Source organism: Nitrososphaerota archaeon (assembly GCA_011605775.1).
GTDB lineage: Archaea > Thermoproteota > Nitrososphaeria > Nitrososphaerales > JAAOZN01 > JAAOZN01.
On sequence record JAAOZN010000018.1, the window covers coordinates 1 to 18,280 of the forward strand.

The following is an 18,280-nucleotide window of genomic DNA, read 5'->3' on the forward strand; positions in this document are numbered from 1 at the left end:
CACCGTCAACATACCGGGCTCCTCAGGCGTGGTTATGGCAGCCTACACCTCTAAGAGCGGAGGGAAACTGATCGTTTTAGGCGACTCAAACCTATACGAGGTGACAGATGACTTCACCTGGCTCTACTTTAAACTTCTATTCGATGTAGATGTGGAGAAATCCGCTTGGGCTAAGCTCGCTTTAGCCGAAGTCGACTACGCCCTACCGCAGCCTCCAACACTCTTCTTCACAGCGCTCAAAAGGTAAATATTGAGAAACAGTGTTCACGCCAAGAGAGTGTAGGGAGTCCCCACAACTACAACTTTCACCCACACTAAGTAGCGCAGCAGCAAAATCTAAGCATCGCCCATTCTCTATCCACTATATTGGCTTAAGCGGGTTTAGGAAAGTCGACAGCCATCTCTTTTTTGGCGAGACCAAGAAACCGCTCTATGCTGCTAACATCGGCCTCTAATTCGATAGGCTTCTCATAGAGCCTACTTACAACATCTGGATCCTTAAGCCCGTGCCCAGTTGCGACACAGACCACAACATCATCTCTTGAAAGGTAGTCTTTTTCCTTAAGCTTCTTTAGTGCTGCGATTGGTGCCGCGCTCGCAGGTTCCACGAAAAGGCCTTCTAAGCGAGCCAGTAAGCTCTGTGCTTCGAGGATTTCTTCGTCGCTAACCGTTAGGGCTGTGCCTTCTGACTCGTAGATGGCACGTAGAGCCTTCTTCCAGCTGACAGGCATACCTATCCTTATTGCTGTAGCTATAGTCTCAGGCTTTTTAACGGGTTCTATTGTGAAGCGCTTTTTCGCTACAGCTTCTGCTATTGGTGCTGCGCCCTCTGCTTGCACACCTACCATCTTCGGCTTAGCCTCTATTTGACCGAGCTCGTAGTATTCTGTGAAGCCCTTCCACGCTGCGCTGATGTTACCTGCGTTCCCTACTGGTATGATAAAGTAGTCTGGTTGTTTGTTCAGCTGGTCGCAGACCTCGTAGGCAAGAGTCTTCTGCCCTTCGATGCGAAAGGGGTTGACTGAGTTAAGAAGGTATACCTCCCTGTTTCTGCTGCAGATTTCAAAGACGATTTTAAGAGCCTCGTCAAAGTTACCCTTGATCTGCACTATCCTCGCGCCATAAACTATCGCTTGAGCCAGTTTGCCGTATGCTATCTTACCAGAGGGTATTAGAACGATCCTCTCTAACCCGGCTTTAGCGCTGTATGCAGCTAGGGATGCTGCCGTGTTACCTGTGGATGCGCAGATCACACTCCTAGCACCAACTTCTAACGCCCTTGTTATGCCAACGGTCATCCCACGGTCCTTGAACGAGCCGGTTGGGTTCTCGCCCTCATTCTTCACATAGAGGTGTTCTAGGCCTAGAAGAGAGCCTAGTCTTTGGCAGTGATGAAGCCCTGTCCCGCCTTCGTGTAATGTAATGATCTTCGTCTGGCGTATTATGGGTAGTAGAGGCGCATACCTCCAGACCGATAAAGGCAGTCTCCTTAAGCCATTGAAATCAACCTTCTCCTTCAATTCGTCGATAGGTACTTCTATTTGAAGTAGATCCCTGCACCTAGGGCAGCTATAAATGTTTTCACTTAAGGGGAAGGATGCGCCGCATTCTATGCAGGAAAAGCGGAACGTGCTCAAATGGTTGATGCACCTTTGCCAGGTTTTGTAACAAAGCAACGTGAAGCTAAACCAGCTGCCTCAAAACCTCTGCGCATCGCATCAGCCACAGCCTCTGGCTCACTCTTACTTCTATCCACAACCGCCAGCATCGTCGGACCAGCACCGCTTATCACAACGCCAACAGCGCCGGCTTCCAAAGCAAGCCTCTTAACCTCAGAGTAGCCTGGTATCATCTTAGCCCTCCTCGGCTCCACAATTATGTCTTGCATAGCGCTACCGAACCCCGACACATCACCTTTCAAGAGAGACGCCACCATCCAGCAAGCCATAGAGGTGTTATGCACAATCTTGCTTAGACTCACGTAACGAGGTAAGATGCTTCTAGCAACCCCAGTCTTTTTAGGCGGAGGCTTGATGTCAGGCATAGCGACGCAGAACACAAGATTAGGCGGAGGCTCTATAGATATAGCCTCATAGATGTGCGGCTTGACCAACACAAAGCCGCCTAAGAGGGATGCTGAAACATTATCAGCGTGAGCAGCCCCAGCGGAAGCCTTTTCACCTTGCGCCGAGAATCTGATCATATCTTCTTTGCTGAGGTTTAGGTTGAAGAGGATGTTTAATGCGTAGATAGTTGCTACAGCTGATGCTGCGCTACTGCCCAACCCCATCCCGGGCTTTATACCCTTCTCAACTTCGATCTCCACACCTTCTCGAATGTTTAGCTCTGTTAGTAAGGTCTTCGCAGCCAGTCCAGCAGTGTTCTCCTCCAACCTATCAGATACCCCTTCACTAAATTCGCCTCTTACGGTTACCTTTAACCCGGCTTCGCCCACTCTTCTAACTCTCACAACATCAAATGGTTCACTTAACGCTACACCGAAGATATCAAATCCAGGCCCTAGGTTTGCGCTTGATGCCGGCGCTCTCACAGTTACGCTGTCCATACCCAAGCTGATATCATCTTAGGCTTGTGAGTTAGTATTATTTAGCTTTGCCTAAAGCATAATAGGATCTGTTGAAGAAGGTGCTGTTAAGATGCGTATACTACTCATAGGCTTTGGTGTGGTGGGTCAGAGCTTCGCCAAGCTCATACTCGAGCGGAGGCGAGATCTTGTAAGGAGTCATGGTCTAAACCCAAGGATAGTGGCAATAGTTGACAAAGGTGGGGCGTCTGTAGCAAGCCCAGAACTCAACTTAACTGAAGTCTTGGATGCTAAGAGAAGAGTAGGCACGGTAGCAGCATCAAGACACGGTATAAGAGATGCCTCAGCGATAGACCTCATCCCAACAATAGACGTTGATGTGGTAATCGAGACCACACCGACCAATATAAGGACAGCCCAACCCGGTTTATCCCATATCGAGATGGCCCTCAAACATAAGCGTAACGTCATAACCACGAACAAAGGTCCATTAGCTCTCGCACTACCAGAGCTTATTGAATTGGCCAGATACAATAACGTTGCTCTACTCTTCAGCGGCACGGTAGGAGGTGGCACACCCATTCTAGACTTCGGTAAGAGGTGTCTAGCTTCAGATAAGCTTGTTATGGTAGAAGGGATACTGAATGGCACAACAAATTACATACTAACATCAATGGAGAGGGAGGGAAAGAGTTTTGAGGAGGCACTAAAGGAGGCTCAGCGGCTTGGTTATGCTGAAGCTGATCCAACGCTTGATGTTGAGGGTTGGGATACTGCGTGTAAGACCGTAATCATCGCAAACTGGCTTATGGGTAAAGAGGTTACGCTCAGAGATGTAAGTGTAGAGGGGATAACGGATGTGACAAAGAGGGATATAGAGGAGGCTAAGAAGAAGGGTAAGAGCATAAAGCTAGTGGGCAGAGTAGCAGACGGGATTGATGTGAAGCCTAGGCTAATAGATCAAAACGACCCTCTTTGCATATCCGGCACCTTAAATGCTGTGAGATTTGTGTCACAGTATGCTGGAGACGAAATAATAATAGGCAAGGGCGCTGGTGGCATGGAGACAGCAAGTGCGATCCTTAGGGATCTGTTGGAGGTTAAACAACGTTTGGCGCAGAGGTGGTATGATTGAGGATCGTGATGAAGTTCGGAGGTTCCTCTCTAGCCGATGGTAACCGAATCTTAAGATGCTGTAACATCGTTAAACGGTACAAGCAAGACCACGACATAATCGTTGTAGTCTCAGCTATGGACGATGTGACAGATAAGCTGATTGAGCTGACAGAGTTAGCTAAGAATGGGGGTGGAGAAGAGCTCGCTAAACGGCTAGAAGCATTACAGACACAGCATCTCGAGGCTACGTCCGTTTTAGCAAATGGTGAGGTAAGAGAAGCTGCTCGAAGAGAGGTAAGTAAGCTTCTAACGGAGCTTGAAAAGGTCTTGACCGCCTCAGCTCTACTTAAAGAAGTAACGCCGAGAACAAGGGACCTAGTTCTCTCTTATGGTGAACGGCTGTCAAGCATCCTCTTTGAGCACGTTCTCAAAGCTGTCGGCATTGAATGTGTGCGTCTCCAAGGCGGGGAGGCTGGTGTAATTACAGACGAAGCCTTTGGTGAAGCAACCCCCCTTTTTGAGGCATCGAAGTCTAGAATCAGAAGTAGGCTCAACCCACTTCTTGAACAGAAGGTTGTTCCCGTCGTAACGGGCTTCATAGGCGCAACGCAGAACGGTGAAATAACCACTTTAGGTAGAGGCGGCTCAGACCTCACAGCCACGCTCATCGCAGCGGCTGTGAAGGCAGATGAAGTCTGGCTATGGAGTGATGTAGACGGCATAATGACCGCCGACCCAAAGCTTATACCAAACGCTAAGACCGTTCCCCAAATCTCTTATGCAGAAGCGCTTGAGATGACAGCGCTCGGGGCGAAGGCGATACACCCAAGAGCCATAGAACCAGTGGCTGAAGAAGGCATACCAGTTAGAGTAAAGAATACATTCGCTGATGAGAAACCGGGCACGCTTATAACTTCAACTACCCAACTAAAGGCAGGCGAGGTGGTTAAGGCACTTGCTTTGGTCAGAGATGTTGGTCTAATCACAGTCAGCGGAGCAGGGATGGTCGGCAAACTAGGCACAGCAGCAAAGATATTTGACGTACTAGCTAAAAGCGGCGTCAACATTCTGATGATCTCGCAGAGCATCTCTGAGTCAAACCTAAGCGTTGTTGTGAAACGCAACCTGTTGCATAAAGCAGTCACAGCGTTAGAGCTTGCGTTACTCGGTAAAGGAGTGGTGTCGGAGGTTCAGTCTGAAGACGATATATCTGTGATAGCCGCTGTAGGCGCAGGGATGCAAGGCACACCGGGCGTTGCTGCTAAGATCTTTGGTGCTGTAGCAAAGCACGGTATAAATGTAAGAATGATCGCTCAAGGTTCGTCTGAACTTAGCATATCCTTCGTGGTGAAGGAGCGGGATTCTGTTAAGGCTTTGCAGGCTATTCACGATGAGCTCGGCTTAGGTAACTAGAAGAGCACTCACGATTTATATTTTGATCAGGTTTGCTGCTCTGCTTTGGGATAAGAGCCTAAAATCTTTATGTAAAGTGTGTGAGCCTTCAGCTCATCTAACGCCTCCTGCACATTTACATCTAACCTGTGCCCTTCAAAGTCAACGTAAAAGTTATATTCCCAAGGAGTCTGCTTCGTCGGTCTCGATTCTATCCTAGTCAAGTTTATACCCCTTCTAGCGAACACCCCGAGCGCAGCATAGAGCGCCCCAGGCACGTGTCTCGTTGAGAAGACTATTGAAGTCTTGTCTTTACCAGTAGGTTCACGTTCGAACTTGCCTACAACAAAGAACCTAGTGTAGTTATTAGGGCTGTCCTCTATGGACTCAGCAAGTATCTGGAGGTCGTAGATCTCCGCAGCCCTCTTACTCGCTACAGCTGCAGCATCCATTAGCCTCGCGCGCTTTATCATATAAGCGCTTCCAGCCGTATCATAATATGGTATGGTCTCAGCGCCGAGTGTTTCTAGAAATCTTCTGCACTGAGCAAGTGCTTGCGGATGCGAATAAACCCGCTTTATGTCCTCTACCCTTACACCCGGGTTGGCTATGAGGCAGTGTCTCACTCTAAGATTGTATTCCCCAGATACGATCAAGCTGCTCGATAAGAGGAGATCATAGGTTTCTGAGACTGCACCCTCTAGTGAGTTCTCCACAGGTACCATACCGACCGTTGCCTTATCACTCTCTACTGCTTGAAAGACTGTCCTTAATGTCTTACAAGGTAAGAATTCTATCTTTGAGCCGAAGTAGGATAGCGCAGCTTCTTCACTATAGGCGCCTCTCTCTCCCTGAAAGGCCACTATTAGTTTAGTAGACTGGTGTGAGCCAATGGGCATACTTCTTATTTCTACCCTCTACTACATCTAAGTACGCTTCGCGGACCTGTCTTGTTATAGGTCCTATTTCGCCGTTTCCAACACATCTTCGGTCGATTTCGATGATTGGTGTTACTTCGGCTGCTGTGCCGCAGAAGAATGCTTCATCGCATATGTAGAGTTCGCTTCGATCAATGTCTCTCTCAACAACTTTGTAACCCCGATCTATAAGTAGTTTCATTACGGTATCTCTTGTTATGCCTATTAGGATGCTTGAAGAGGTAGGTGGTGTATATACGACATCATCCTTTACGATAAAGATGTTTTCACCCGACCCCTCTGCTACATATCCTCTGTGATCTAGTAAGATCGCCTCATCATAGCCGTCTCTGATAGCCTCTTGCTTAGCTAATGCTGAGTTAAGGTAGTTACCTGAAGCCTTAGCTAAAGGTGGGTTGGCTTCATTCGATATCCTTCTCCAAGTAGAAACCTTTACTTTAACCGCAGATTTATGGAAGTATTTGTCGAATGGAACCGCTACAATAGCAACCTCTATTGGGAAGCCTGTGAAGTCTAAGCCTATACCACCAAACCCAACAAACACGATTGGGCGTATGTATGTTCTGCCTTTGAACCCATTGGCTCTAATAACCTCTACTACGCCTCTTGTAAGCTCATCTACATTATACTTCAAATCAAAATAGTAGATCTTAGCAGAGTAGAGGAGCCTATCCAGATGATCTCTAAGCCTAAAGATATTCAAGTTGTCAGCAGAAGGGTAAGCCCTAATCCCCTCAAAGATGGCTGTGCCGTAATGTAGAGCGTGTGTAAGTATAGGTAGCTTTACTTCATCCCACCGTTTGACAGCGCCATTGAACCAAACGTAGGTTGGCGGGTTATTTACGATGCTCATACCCAGCTAACCTTAAACCCCATCCACCTAGAGATTAATAAAACCTACCTAATCTAAGGTAATCTCACCTTACCATAATCTGGGGCGATGACACGGTGCTCTATGTTACCGCATTCTACACATTTTAGCCTCATGTTCATCTTAACTAGCTGTCCTCCGCAGAGGCTGCAAAGAGCATATATGACTCCGCACTTGAGGCAAGATAGGGTCAAGAGTATTATCATATCAACGTTAGCTGCTACCTTCGCCCTAACTAGATCACCGACTTTACAAGGGATCTTGTTCCCTCTACTTACTTTGCTCTCATCCTCACGTAAGAGCAGCATTCCGATAAACCCTTTTTGGGAGGGTGAATCGTTTATGAAATAGATTCTAATATCTACTTCAGACGGCTGGGCTGACTCAACTTGCCCTATTATAATGTCACCGACCTTCGGGAGTCGGTTAACTTTCTCTCTCTTAACCATTATCTGCTTATTCACGACATCTTTATGAACGACACCTAGGGTGCTAGCTCTTATCACACCATCGTCCACATACGTGCCTTCACCAGCTTCAAACTCCTCTATCACAGCAAGCCTGTCTCCGGGTACAGTCAAGCTACTCTTTATCTCCACCCCCCTCACCTCCTGCTACCATATAACGCTTCTGAGTATCAGAAGTGGTGGTCACCCTCCCCAGAAATACTCTTCTAGCTTCGTCACACCCAAAATCTCGTTAAACTCGTAGCCAAGAGCGTCCAGTATCTGGTCAAATGTGCTCTTAAGCTGCTCAAGGTACTTGTCAGCATCTATCTCCTCGGGTGTAGCAAGAGAGATCGGTTTTACGCCAGGTGGCGTTACCGTCTTGACATAAGAAATTATCTCACCAGCTTTAACCTCTTTCCCCTTAGCCATAAGTAGCTTCGCCGCCCTTACGTGTTGGGGTGTAGTTTCGGTGTATTTATCGGGTGCTTTTCCTATCATAACGTGGAAGGCTAGATCGTCGAGCGGTACCCTTCTATTCTTTAGATCTAGGTACCTTTGTCTTAGGAGCTGTCTTATGCTCTCCTTGGCTTTGTCAAAGTCGTCTTTTGTCTTAACCTCGCTGAGTATCTTTAATGAGTCGTAGAAGGCTTGTTTTATGAAGTTTGGTATATGGCTCTTCTTCCCTGTAAGGCCTTTAACATCGACCTTTCCATCAGGTAGCACGCCCATATAATTCTTTTTCCGTTGGCTGAATGCCACATATCTGTAGGTCTTGTCGAGCTCGAGTTCTATGTTGAGTTCGGTCTCAGCCCACTTCTTTATCGCTTCCAGTTGCTCTGGGTTGGGGCTTCTGAGGAAGAGTGAATCGGTATCTCCGTAGATGACCTCTATCCCAAGCTCTCTACTCTTCTCTATAGTCCTCGTAATAACATACCTACCTAATGCAGCAGTAGCTTCAGCCACGGGTAGGCAGTAGAGTGGGAAGATTTCAGCACCCATTACACCATAGCTTGCGTTCAAGATGACCTTAAGCGCCTGTGATACGATGTTGTACAGCTCTCTATCGTCTTCAGAAAGGGTCTTCTCTTTAGCAAGGTGCTTATAGTAGCCGACTCTTAGGTCCCTGAGGGAACCTATGAGAAGTGATGTGATGCCCCTTCTCTTTTTACAGGTCCAGTGGTTGGTTTCGGGCACGAGGTTGCTTTTGCACTCCTCGTGCACACATCTAACGGTCTCATAAGATAGGTTGTATACTTTGATTATACTAGGATATAGGCTTGCGAAGTCAAGTACACTGACTTCAAAATAGACGCCAGCCTTGGGCTCGATTACTACCCCACCTCTATACTTCTTACCTTTGATGATCGCTGTGGTAGCTGCGCTGCCCTTCTCCTCAAGTTCCCTCTGCTTAGGGATAAGGATATTCCTCCTTCTATGCTCAAAGTAGAGCATACTCCTGATCCAGTTTGAAACACCCAGCCTAGACACATCGTCAAGAGGCATCTTGGCGATTCTACAGAGCACGATCAGCAGCTTACACAGAAGTTCGCCTCGAAACATTGTGAGCTTCATAGCTAGGTGGGCATCATTGTAGCAGTATCTTGCTAGCTCATCAAGGGATAAATCACCTATCTCGCCCTCAAACTCTATCTTACTCTCTTCCAGCAGAGCTTCGGCGACAGCACTAAGCGTATGCTCAACATACTTGCCCCCGAAGGCGTAGACTTGCAGAGATCTGTTGTTGAACGTTTTATAGAGATCTATATGGACGCCGTGCTTGATGTATGCAACATCCCTACCCAGCGAGATGGGTACTTCGTCTTTAGCGAAGCCTAGCCTCAACGCTCTGTGATAGAGGTAATTTAGATCAAACTGATCGCCGTTAAATGTTATTAGAATGGGGTATTCAAGGATCGTTGAAAAAACTTCTCTTACTAGTTCGCCTTCATTTTCACAGAGTTTAAAGCTCACACCCTCGCCTATAAGTGGTGCGGCGGCGTTTTCGTTGTTGCGCTTTAGCACAAGCACCTTCTTTAACCCATCATCACCAACCAGGGCTGCTGCAATAATGGGTTGCGTTGCTTCCTCAGGGTTTGGTATGCGATTGGCCTCAGATGCCAGAACCTCTATATCTAAGGCTATCCGCCTTAAGTGTGGTGTAGGTTGGCTCAAGAGAGCAGCCCACTCCTCGATATATCTTCTTAGCTCTGGGTCTGCTTCATCTAGGATATTTTGCAGCCTACTTTTTACCGAATCCGGAGGCTCGTAGTTCACCGGCTTTATAGAACCATCAACTACTGTGTAATATGCTCCACAAACAAGGTTGTTATCATACAAATAGTTCTCATAGTACTTTATGTCAGCCTCCCAAGCCTCTATGACGTCACGTATACTCGATTTACTGGGTCCTCCTATAGCAAGGGGGTCGGTTGCTACTATCTTAGTGACGTCCACTTCAGCATCTCTTAGAAGATCGATCTTCTTCTCAACTTTAAGCTCAACGATATCATTTCTACCTTCAAGCACCTTCAGCTCAGAAGGGCTTAGTCTACTGTAACAATAGGGTTTGTGCCCGGTTGTGTCGTACCAGAAGTATATTCTGCCAGTCTTCTCATCATAGAATTTTAGCACAGCCTTCTTCTTCTCACCATCGTAGGTAGCTGAAATAAGGATGGATTGCGGTATTGACGCTGAATGTGCGGTAAGTTCCCTAATCCTGTCAGATAGATTTACTCCTACGCTCCCCAATACAACCCACAGCCACCCACCTACTCTGCTGCAGCAAGATATATTCTAATCGCCTAGCTCGATGAAGCAGCAAACCCGAAAATAATAATAGGTTGCCCTGTTGTCAGAAAAGGTTAAATCGCTTACAGATTCTTCGATGGATCGTGCCTGCGATGAAGGCTGACAAGAAGATCAGACACATACCACTAACAGCCCTAGTCTTCTTCATAACAGGGGCATTCTGGATCGTAGCCTCACTAACCTCAGAAAGTAGCATACACACCATAGGCGTAGGCTTGCTCTCACTAGCGGCCGGAGTGCTTATGGTAAAAGGTTTAAGCTCAGGCTATGGTTGGAGCTTCTACACCGCAACAAGCTTATACAATCTAGTACTCTTCGCCTACATGGCCTATGCCTCCTTCCTGCTTATAGAGGTGGGGCTTCTAGCACAAGCTCTTATTACGCTAGTAGGTTATGTTGTTGCAGCTGCGATTTACCTAATTATCGTTTTAAGAGCGTTTCATAAACCGACTTCCCTCACCGATAAACTAGAGTAATCAGCCTAGGGTGTGGAAAGTTGAGTAAAGAGATCGGCATAACCGTAAAGAAATCTGAAGACTTTTCAGAATGGTATAATCAAGTTGTCTTAAAGGCTGAACTCGCCGACTACGCCTCAGCCAAAGGTTTCATGGTGCTCCGACCCTACGGCTACCAGATCTGGGAGATCATTCAAAGCGTCTTGGACCGCGAATTCAAGAAGCTTGGTGTCAAGAACGCGTACTTCCCAGCGTTGATACCGGAGAGCATACTGAAGCGTGAAGCGGAGCACTTCAAGGGCTTTGTCCCTGAAGTCTTCTGGGTGACCGAGGCTGGCGATAATAAGTTGAATGAGAGGCTTGCTGTTAGACCGACCTCGGAGACGATCGCCTACAGTTCCTATTCGAAATGGATCAGAAGCTGGAGAGATCTACCCCTACTTCTAAACTTCTGGAACTCGGTTATGAGGGCTGAAATCAAGTCCACAAAACCCTTCATAAGGACATCCGAATTCCTTTGGCAAGAAGGGCATACGGCGCACGCAACAAAAGAAGAAGCCGATAAACTGGTCCTTACAATCCTCAACCTCTATAAGTGGTTCATCGAAGAGTATCTCGCCATCCCAGCTGTAGCTGGTTGTAAGACGGAGCGTGAGAAGTTCGTTGGCGCCCTCTATACAACTACATTAGAAGCCATTATGCCAGACGGCAAAGCGTTACAGATGGGGACCTCACACAACCTAGGGCAGAACTTCTCTAAAGTCTTCGAAATAAAGTATCTGGGTCAAGATAAGCAGGAGCACTTTGTGTGGCAGACATCTTGGGGTGTGTCCTGGAGGCTCATAGGTGCGGTCATAATGGTGCACGGGGACGATAAAGGTCTGATACTTCCTCCAAAGATCGCACCCATACAGGTAGTTGTCGTACCCATCTTCTATAAAGATAAGCCTAATGAGAAACTCGCTTCTAAGGCAAAGGCTCTGACCAACCTTCTCACAGAAAACGGCCTAAGAGCCTATTGCGATGATAGGGAAGAGTATACACCAGGTTGGAAGTTTAACGATTGGGAGCTCAAGGGTGTACCACTTAGGCTGGAGATCGGCCCCAGAGACCTTGAAAACCGTACAGTTACTTTCGCCCTAAGAGATACGGGTGAAAGGGTTATTGTTGAGGAGGGCGCTGTTGTTGAGAAGGCTAGAGAGCTGCTTGATGCTTTACAAAGTAGGCTTAAGAAGAGATCTGAAGCTATGTTTAGAGAACTATGCTCAACCGCAGAATCTTATGAAGAGTTTAAGCGGATCTTAGCCTCCAAGGGTGGCTTCATAAAAACGGGCTGGTGCGGAGATCAAAAGTGTGAAGTTACGATCAAAGAGGAGACGGGCGCCGACATAAGAGTTGTGCCCTTTGAGGCAGATCCTTCGCTTAAGAAATGCGTTTATTGTGGTAGAGAAGCAAAGATCACAGCTTATTTCGCAAGAGCCTATTAAGCAGTCTTCGTTAAAAGGAAGAGTTGATATGTAAGAGGTTAGCAGAGATAGCTGATGGAGGTAGTCGCTGATTTACACATCCATTCTAGGTACAGCGCAGCAACAAGTGAGGATATGAAGATAAGCGCCATAGCATACTACGGTAAGATAAAGGGGCTGAATCTGATAGGCACAGGCGATGCTCTGCACCCTAAATGGCTTCAAGAGTTAGAGGATGAGCTGCTGCCAGAGGGTAATGGGCTTTATGTGAGTAAAAGGGTAGCAGATGGCCCAAGGTTTATGGTTACGGTGGAGGTTGCTACAGTCTTCGAATACGAGGGTAAGAGTAGGAGGATACATCACCTAATACTGCTACCCTCTTTGGATGAAGGGAAGCAGCTAGCCGATCTTCTTAAGAATAAAGGGAACATTTCGCAAGACGGTCGCCCCACTTTCAACATGGATGCAGCCGAGCTCCTCGACATAACCACTTCGCTCTCAAAGCAGATAGAAGTCATCCCGGCGCACATCTGGACGCCTTGGTGGAGCCTCTTCGGCTCTGTAAGCGGCTTTAACCTTGTGGAAGAATGCTACCAAGACAAGGCTTGCGAGATTCACGCACTCGAGACCGGGTTATCGAGCGACCCGCTTATGAACTGGCGCCTCAGCCACCTCGACAAATATCTACTTGTTTCAAACAGCGACTCTCATTCACCTCTCCCACATAGGCTCGGTAGAGAGGCTAATGTGTTTGAATTGACGGAGTTGAACTATGGCGAGGTGATAAGCGCCATAAGGAGGAGCGGTAAGAGTAGGCTGAAGTATACGATTGAAACATATCCGCAGTACGGCAAGTATCACTGGACTGGGCATAGACTGTGCAATGTATCTATGTCGCCCCAAGAAGCGTTGAAAGTGAACTGCATTTGCCCAAAATGCGGTAAGAAGATGACACTAGGTGTAGAGCAGAGGGTAGAGGAATTGGCTGATAGACCACTAGGCTACAGACCGCAGAACGCACCAGACTTCAAATACATGCTTCCTCTCGGTGAAATCATAGGTAGTGTTTTAGGCACATCCACCTTTACGAAAACTGTTCAGAGCAAGTACAATACGCTTATAGAAGCTTTCGGTAGCGAATTTAACGCAGCCTTTAACGCACCGTATTCCAAGATCAGTAGGTTAGTCGGACCTGAAGTTGCATCAGCAATAAAAGCGGTTAGGGAGAATAGGGTTAGGATTAAACCCGGTTTCGACGGGGTTTATGGTGAGATAAGCTTCCCAGACCTTGAGGGAAAGAGGGTTGCGAAGGGGACTCTGGATGACTGGTCTTAACTTCTTATCAATAATACTAGTGAGGCGATTACTAGGATGAGAGGTACTGCGAACACAGCGTACCACACAACACCAATCCTCCAAAGCAGATAGAGAGTTAGCGGCGAAACTAGGAGCAAGAGAAGGGATAGCCCACGCCTCAAACTTCTTGAAGAAGTTGAGCGCATGCCTCTAACTCTAAAAAGGAGGGTGAGCACCATCAGCAGCGCTGGGAAGATAAGCGCATATCTTCCTTGCAGGAATAATATTAATCCGCTGCTTAAGTTAAACCCTGTGGAGAGTAGGGCGATTATCAGAGCTGTTATGAAGCAGAAGACCGCTAATCTTGTAACACGCCTATCTATAACGTCAATAGGGCTTAGATATCTAGCGTCTAAGACCACCGCTACGCAAACGGCGACCAAACCTACTAAGAAGATTACAGGCTCTCTTGTCAGTTGTGTGTATACTTGCTGGAGCGCCGCTAAATCTGCGCCTCCAGCAACCCAGTTCCAGAGCCCGTAGACTCCGTTGAGTAGTATTGGGATGATGTAGAGGATAAAGGCGGCGTCTTCGACGCTATCCTTCTTCATCAAACACCCCATCCATCTGCCCCGAAGCCCCTTCCTTTAATGTTTTCTCATCGCCGAGGGTTTTCCGCGCGAAGGTTAGGTAGGCTGTATGGCCGATCATTCTTGTGGCCGGTCGGGTAGCGCCTGTCTTTACCTGCATGCTCCTAACCAGCACCTCTATGCATTCTATGTCGACAAACCCGGCGTTAAGCAGAGCCTCGTGTGTCTTCTCGACTTGATTGAATGTTGGGGATATGGAGACAAGTCTCCCCGAGCCTTTAAGAGCCCTCCAAGCGGCATCTACCAGCCTCCACGGATCGCCTACGTCAAGAACCGCTACGTCAGCATCTGTTACACCAAAGCCTTGAGAAGCATCCCCTGCTATTAGCGTTACATAATCTAAAAGCCCACTCCTCTTGAGGTTCCTCCGCGCCACGTCCAGAAATTCTTCCCTCACCTCCATCGAATATACATGCCCGTTTGGTTTGACGATGTTCGCTAAGAACATTGTGAGAGCTCCGCTTCCTGTGCCCGCCTCTACTACTTTGGAGCCTGAAGTTAACCCGGTCTTGGCGACTATCAGCCCCATATCCTTAGGGTATACGACTTGAGTTCTTCTTTCGCATTTAAGCACGTAGTCTTCGATTGTAGGTTTGAGGAGCCAGAAGGTTCTTCCTAGGCTGGATTTAACGGGTTCACCATACCTCTTACCTATTAGGTTAGAGCCTTCTATGTAGCCTGCGTGTGTGTGTATCCTTTTATCTGCTTTGACCTTTATTAGCCAGCGTTTTTCTCCACCAAGATATAGTAGCACATCGTCGCCTTCGTTGATCACTTCCCCCATCGCACCTACTTACCGCATTTAACTTTAAATATCCTTTACCCCCATCTATTGGCTCGAAGAAAGGACGTAATAAGGTATGTCAGAAGACGTAGAGCATCCTGAAGGCGAGCGTGAAAGGAGAAGGCAGAGAATACCGAAGATCTTCTTTAAACCAAAGCCGGTTAAAGTGGGAGACGAACTCGAAGTCACTGTCTCAGAGGTCAGTAGAAGAGGAGACGGGCTTATAAGGATCGAGGGCTACGTAATATTCATACCCAACACAAAGCAAGGGGATACGGTAAAGATAAGAATCACGCAGATCCGCCCGAACTACGCAGTAGCCCAAGTCATCTGAAGATGCCCTCTAGTCGGCTACCAGTAGCCGACCCACCTCTTCCTATTTTTCACTCTTTAGCGGTTTGCTAGGTGTATCCAGCCCCTTCTTTCCAGAGCCTTCTTCCCACTCGAGTTTACGTATTCTACCGCTGCTTCCCCTTCTTGAACCTCACCTATCACCCTCACACCTCTGCCTAGGGCTCTAGCTAACTGCTGCACCTCATCCAACCTCTCTTTCGGCGTTGTGAATACGATCTCATACTCCTCACCCGAATAGAAGACAATATCCTCCAGATTCAAGCCATGCTCTTCGCAGAATTCGATCAGCCCAGGCGCGGCTGGAATCTCGTGGACGACTATCTTAAGCGAGCTCGCCTCAGCCAAGGTGTAGAGTGATATTGCTAAGCCGTCGCTTGAGTCAATGCTTGAGGACATAAGCTTCTTCTCAGCAAGCGCTAACCCCAGCTCAAGCGGCGGTTTCGGCTTTAAGACGGCTGAGACCGCTCTTCCAGCGAAACCACTACCAACTCTGCCGTATCTTGAGAGTACGTATAGGCCTGCGCCTGTGTATCCGAAGTCTCCTGTTACAACTACCGCGTCCCCTACTTTCGCGCCTCCCCTCTCCACGACGTGCTCCGCGTAGCCTATCATTACGCAGTCTATCACGAGATCTTTGGCTTCGTTTGTATCCCCGCCTAGAAACTGGAAGCCGAACTCGTCTCTAGCATCCTTCACACCAAGAGCGAGCTCTCTAACATCTTCAAGCGTCAAGGTTGGAGGTATTCCTAGGCTGACTAATGCTGCGTCTGGTTTAACCCCTTTTGCTGCGAAGTCACTAACAACGCTTACGAAGGCTTTGCGAGCAGTCTCCCTATACGTCATCCCCTGAGGCACATCGGTTTCACCCACAAGCATATCACACTTTACGACAACCTTGCCTCCGCTGTAAGGTAGGTGTGCTACGTCATCACCTATTCTTGAGTAACCTAGCTTAGGCTGCCCAAGTACCTCTAAGAATGTGTTTATGATACTGATTTCATCCGCTTTCTCAACCAAAGCCTAGGTTCCCGCTATGTAGAGGGCGTGAGGGATCTCTGGAAGGATCAGTTTAAGCCCCAGCCTAACAGCTTCTGGGGAGCCGGGTAAGCAAAATACCAATCTACCATCTAAACTACCAGCTAACGCTCTGCTTAGGTAAGCCGCTGATCCAACCTCTTTGAAGCTCTCTGATCTGAAGATTTCTGAGAACCCCTCTAACTCCTTATCCAAAAGCGGTCTGACCGCTTCTACTGTAACATCTCTGCTTGAGAGCCCAGTCCCGCCTGTAAGTATGACTACGTCGCTTCCATCTTCATAGACGCTCTTCAACACCTCAAGCCTTATCAAACCCCTATGGTCATCAACAACCTTTCTGTTTCTTATGGTGAATCCCGCTTCCTCTATTATTTTCGCAGCCGTATCTGCCGATTCATCTTCAAACGGTAGATTCTTCTTCATCTTTTCGTATCGCGATGTGCTGACCGTTATTATCGAGATTGTCACATTCTTCTTACCTTTACTTCTGTGCTCTTCGTGCGGCTTCAAACCTTCTTCTTCACCTTACTTACCACTCTGATCTCTTTTATAGCCGTGTAAGGGTACTGCCCGTCTTTGTCCTTCTCATACATCTTAACCACATCCCAGATGTTGAGCAGCGCCGCAGCAACAGCGGTCAGCGCCTCCATCTCAACACCCGTCTTGTCTGTAGCGGCGACTTTAGCAGAGACCTTTAGCCCCCAGTCCTCTACCTCCACTTTAACATCGGTGCTCTCGATCTTCAGTGGGTGGCAGAGGGGCATAAGGAGGGGTGTCAGCTTAGATGCTTGTATGCCAGCTAGGGTAGCGATCTGCACAGGATCACCCTTCTCAACCTTACCAGCCCGTATCAACGCTACAGTTTCAGGTCTAAGAACAATCTTACCCTCAGCCACAGCTTCGCGGTAAACCGCCTCTTTTGCGTGGATATCAACCATCTTGACAGCCAACTACCCACACTACCAACTATCGCATCAGAGGTTGATTTATCTCTGTCGCTACCTTTCTTCAAAAGATTTATCTTACCCATACCGACACTCAACAGAGAGTTTGGTTAAGGGTTTAGAGATCACAGCCATAATTGAGAATACCGCAACAATAGATAGACCCAGTTTGTGGGCTCAGCACGGTTTAAGTCTACTAGTTAAGATAGATTTAGGCGGCTCAACGCTCACGATCTTATTCGATACCGGGCCTTCTGAGGAAGCCTTTCTCCATAATATTGAAGCGATGAAGATCGATCTAAAGGAGGTCGATCTCGTCTCCATCAGCCACGGACACTATGACCACACCTCAGCCCTTCTTGCAGCGCTAAAGCGTATAGGCAGGCGTGTCCCTGTTGTTGTGCATCCAGCCGCTTTTGAGCCGAAGCTGAAGGCTGAGCCACACCTAACACATATAGGCATACCCTTCAAACCATCCGAGGTGGAAGCGGCTGGCGGTATATTGCTCTGCGCAAAGTCCTCGGTTACTTTATCTGAAAACGTCTTGACCAGCGGGGAGATCGAGCGTACCACACCCTTTGAGAAAATAGACGCCCTATTCACGATTAAAGAAGGTCAATTCACTAGAGATCCATTATTAGATGATCAAGCGCTCGTAGCTAAGGTAGAGGGTAAGGGTGTTGTGGTGATTTTAGGTTGTGCCCACTCAGGCGTAATAAACACTATACGGCAAGCGCAGAAGCTAATGGAAACCAAAGAGATCTATGCAGTAGCCGGGGGTTTCCACCTTGTAAGAGCGGATGAAGAGCGAATAAAACGCACCACAGAAGAGCTAATTCAAATCAACCCCAAATTTGTAGCACCCTGCCATTGCACAGGTCTAAACGCAACCTGCAGCCTAATGAAAGCATTAGGAGATAGATGCAAACCACTTACCACAGGCTCCTATCTCAAGATATAAATGATCCCGCGGGCAGGATTTGAACCTGCGACACTCCGGTATCTGTAAGCTTGGTAGGCTGGCGAGGCTTGCCTTGGCAAGCCACTACAGCGTCTCCCCCGCCATCGAGCGGGTCGGAAGCTCTACCAAGCTGAGCTACCGCGGGCCTATTTTTGAGCTGATAGCCGCTCAACTTTAAGCTTTACGCTAAGGATCCTTCATCTTATTTCTGCTTTA

Annotated in this window: 19 protein-coding genes and 1 tRNA gene; 8 read left to right on the top strand and 12 right to left on the bottom strand. The window is 47.8% G+C overall.

What is annotated here, in order from left to right; all coding sequences use genetic code 11:
- Positions 1-247, top strand: a 247-nt coding sequence (locus tag HA494_01480; GenBank protein ID NHV96451.1) for a hypothetical protein, incomplete at its 5' end; no start/stop codon positions are given.
- 124 nt (positions 248-371) lie between these two features.
- On the opposite strand, the gene HA494_01485 is transcribed toward HA494_01480, so the two are convergent.
- On the bottom strand, positions 372-1,637 hold the full coding sequence (locus HA494_01485; GenBank protein NHV96452.1) for a threonine synthase: 1,266 nt from the start codon (positions 1,635-1,637) through the stop codon (positions 372-374).
- Positions 1,634-2,566 carry a homoserine kinase gene (locus tag HA494_01490; GenBank protein ID NHV96453.1) on the bottom strand — a complete coding sequence of 311 codons (933 nt, stop codon included), beginning with the start codon at positions 2,564-2,566 and terminating at the stop codon, positions 1,634-1,636. Before HA494_01490 ends, HA494_01485 begins: the two co-directional genes overlap by 4 nt.
- Before the next feature lie 91 nt (positions 2,567-2,657).
- Between HA494_01490 and HA494_01495 the strand changes: the two genes are divergently transcribed.
- Together HA494_01495 and HA494_01500 are read left to right on the top strand one after the other, a co-directional pair.
- Positions 2,658-3,680: a homoserine dehydrogenase gene (locus tag HA494_01495; protein NHV96454.1), complete on the top strand. Its 1,023-nt coding sequence runs from the start codon at positions 2,658-2,660 to the stop codon at positions 3,678-3,680.
- The gene (locus tag HA494_01500; protein NHV96455.1) at positions 3,677-5,074 is read left to right on the top strand and encodes an aspartate kinase; all 1,398 of its coding nucleotides are present in this window, start codon (positions 3,677-3,679) and stop codon (positions 5,072-5,074) included. Before HA494_01495 ends, HA494_01500 begins: the two co-directional genes overlap by 4 nt.
- A gap of 26 nt (positions 5,075-5,100) precedes the next feature.
- Here the strand turns inward: HA494_01500 and pheA are convergent, their stop codons facing one another.
- From pheA to HA494_01520, 4 genes are read right to left on the bottom strand one after another with little or no spacing between them, the layout of a single operon-like run.
- On the bottom strand, positions 5,101-5,952 hold the full coding sequence (gene pheA / locus HA494_01505) for a prephenate dehydratase (GenBank protein ID NHV96456.1): 852 nt from the start codon (positions 5,950-5,952) through the stop codon (positions 5,101-5,103).
- On the bottom strand, positions 5,924-6,844 hold the full coding sequence (locus tag HA494_01510; protein NHV96457.1) for a branched-chain amino acid transaminase: 921 nt from the start codon (positions 6,842-6,844) through the stop codon (positions 5,924-5,926). Before HA494_01510 ends, pheA begins: the two co-directional genes overlap by 29 nt.
- Positions 6,845-6,897: 53 nt before the next feature.
- Complete coding sequence (locus HA494_01515) at positions 6,898-7,461, bottom strand: exosome complex RNA-binding protein Csl4 (protein NHV96458.1); 564 nt, start codon at positions 7,459-7,461, stop codon at positions 6,898-6,900.
- Positions 7,462-7,512: 51 nt separating this feature from the next.
- Positions 7,513-10,026 (bottom strand): DNA-directed DNA polymerase I, encoded by a 2,514-nt coding sequence (locus HA494_01520; GenBank protein NHV96459.1) that lies wholly within the window; start codon positions 10,024-10,026, stop codon positions 7,513-7,515.
- Positions 10,027-10,202: 176 nt separating this feature from the next.
- Between HA494_01520 and HA494_01525 the strand changes: the two genes are divergently transcribed.
- Genes HA494_01525 through HA494_01535 form a run of 3 tightly spaced genes read left to right on the top strand, consistent with a single transcriptional unit; the run spans position 10,203 to position 13,375 of the window.
- Positions 10,203-10,595: a hypothetical protein gene (locus tag HA494_01525; protein NHV96460.1), complete on the top strand. Its 393-nt coding sequence runs from the start codon at positions 10,203-10,205 to the stop codon at positions 10,593-10,595.
- A gap of 20 nt (positions 10,596-10,615) precedes the next feature.
- Entirely contained in the window at positions 10,616-12,061 is a 1,446-nt protein-coding gene (locus tag HA494_01530; protein NHV96461.1) for a proline--tRNA ligase, read from the top strand.
- Between the two features lie 54 nt (positions 12,062-12,115).
- On the top strand, positions 12,116-13,375 hold the full coding sequence (locus tag HA494_01535) for a DNA helicase UvrD (GenBank protein ID NHV96462.1): 1,260 nt from the start codon (positions 12,116-12,118) through the stop codon (positions 13,373-13,375).
- Here HA494_01535 and HA494_01540 read toward each other — a convergent pair.
- Positions 13,372-13,947 (bottom strand): hypothetical protein, encoded by a 576-nt coding sequence (locus tag HA494_01540; GenBank protein ID NHV96463.1) that lies wholly within the window; start codon positions 13,945-13,947, stop codon positions 13,372-13,374. The two genes, HA494_01535 and HA494_01540, sit on opposite strands and share 4 nt — an antisense overlap.
- On the bottom strand, positions 13,934-14,770 hold the full coding sequence (locus HA494_01545; GenBank protein NHV96464.1) for a tRNA (adenine-N1)-methyltransferase: 837 nt from the start codon (positions 14,768-14,770) through the stop codon (positions 13,934-13,936). Before HA494_01545 ends, HA494_01540 begins: the two co-directional genes overlap by 14 nt.
- Positions 14,771-14,846: 76 nt before the next feature.
- On the opposite strand from HA494_01545, the gene HA494_01550 reads away from it, so the two are divergent.
- Positions 14,847-15,104, top strand: a complete 258-nt coding sequence (locus HA494_01550) for a TRAM domain-containing protein (GenBank protein ID NHV96465.1) — start codon at positions 14,847-14,849, stop codon at positions 15,102-15,104.
- 56 nt (positions 15,105-15,160) lie between these two features.
- Here the strand turns inward: HA494_01550 and thiL are convergent, their stop codons facing one another.
- The 3 genes from thiL to moaC are packed head-to-tail and all read right to left on the bottom strand — an operon-like array spanning position 15,161 to position 17,097.
- Positions 15,161-16,141, bottom strand: a complete 981-nt coding sequence (gene thiL / locus HA494_01555) for a thiamine-phosphate kinase (GenBank protein NHV96466.1) — start codon at positions 16,139-16,141, stop codon at positions 15,161-15,163.
- Between the two features lie 3 nt (positions 16,142-16,144).
- Positions 16,145-16,669: a MogA/MoaB family molybdenum cofactor biosynthesis protein gene (locus HA494_01560; protein ID NHV96467.1), complete on the bottom strand. Its 525-nt coding sequence runs from the start codon at positions 16,667-16,669 to the stop codon at positions 16,145-16,147.
- A complete protein-coding gene (gene moaC / locus HA494_01565; protein ID NHV96468.1) occupies positions 16,666-17,097 on the bottom strand; it encodes a cyclic pyranopterin monophosphate synthase MoaC in 432 nt (143 codons plus the stop codon). The genes HA494_01560 and moaC overlap by 4 nt, the downstream gene beginning before the upstream one ends.
- A 112-nt stretch (positions 17,098-17,209) precedes the next feature.
- Here moaC and HA494_01570 point away from each other — a divergent pair, with 112 nt between their 5' ends.
- Positions 17,210-18,064, top strand: a complete 855-nt coding sequence (locus HA494_01570; protein ID NHV96469.1) for an MBL fold metallo-hydrolase — start codon at positions 17,210-17,212, stop codon at positions 18,062-18,064.
- A gap of 4 nt (positions 18,065-18,068) precedes the next feature.
- Here the strand turns inward: HA494_01570 and HA494_01575 are convergent.
- Positions 18,069-18,209: transfer RNA gene (locus tag HA494_01575), tRNA-Tyr, on the bottom strand.
- Positions 18,210-18,280: the final 71 nt, after the last annotated feature.

Coding starts and splice junctions, on each gene's coding strand:
- HA494_01550 (NHV96465.1), top strand. CDS start 14,847: ATGTCAGAAGACGTAGAGCATCCTGAAGGCGAGCGTGAAAGGAGAAGG.
- HA494_01540 (NHV96463.1), bottom strand. CDS start 13,947: ATGAAGAAGGATAGCGTCGAAGACGCCGCCTTTATCCTCTACATCATC.
- HA494_01510 (NHV96457.1), bottom strand. CDS start 6,844: ATGAGCATCGTAAATAACCCGCCAACCTACGTTTGGTTCAATGGCGCT.
- HA494_01490 (NHV96453.1), bottom strand. CDS start 2,566: ATGGACAGCGTAACTGTGAGAGCGCCGGCATCAAGCGCAAACCTAGGG.
- HA494_01545 (NHV96464.1), bottom strand. CDS start 14,770: ATGGGGGAAGTGATCAACGAAGGCGACGATGTGCTACTATATCTTGGT.
- pheA (NHV96456.1), bottom strand. CDS start 5,952: ATGCCCATTGGCTCACACCAGTCTACTAAACTAATAGTGGCCTTTCAG.
- HA494_01495 (NHV96454.1), top strand. CDS start 2,658: ATGCGTATACTACTCATAGGCTTTGGTGTGGTGGGTCAGAGCTTCGCC.
- HA494_01535 (NHV96462.1), top strand. CDS start 12,116: ATGGAGGTAGTCGCTGATTTACACATCCATTCTAGGTACAGCGCAGCA.
- moaC (NHV96468.1), bottom strand. CDS start 17,097: ATGGTTGATATCCACGCAAAAGAGGCGGTTTACCGCGAAGCTGTGGCT.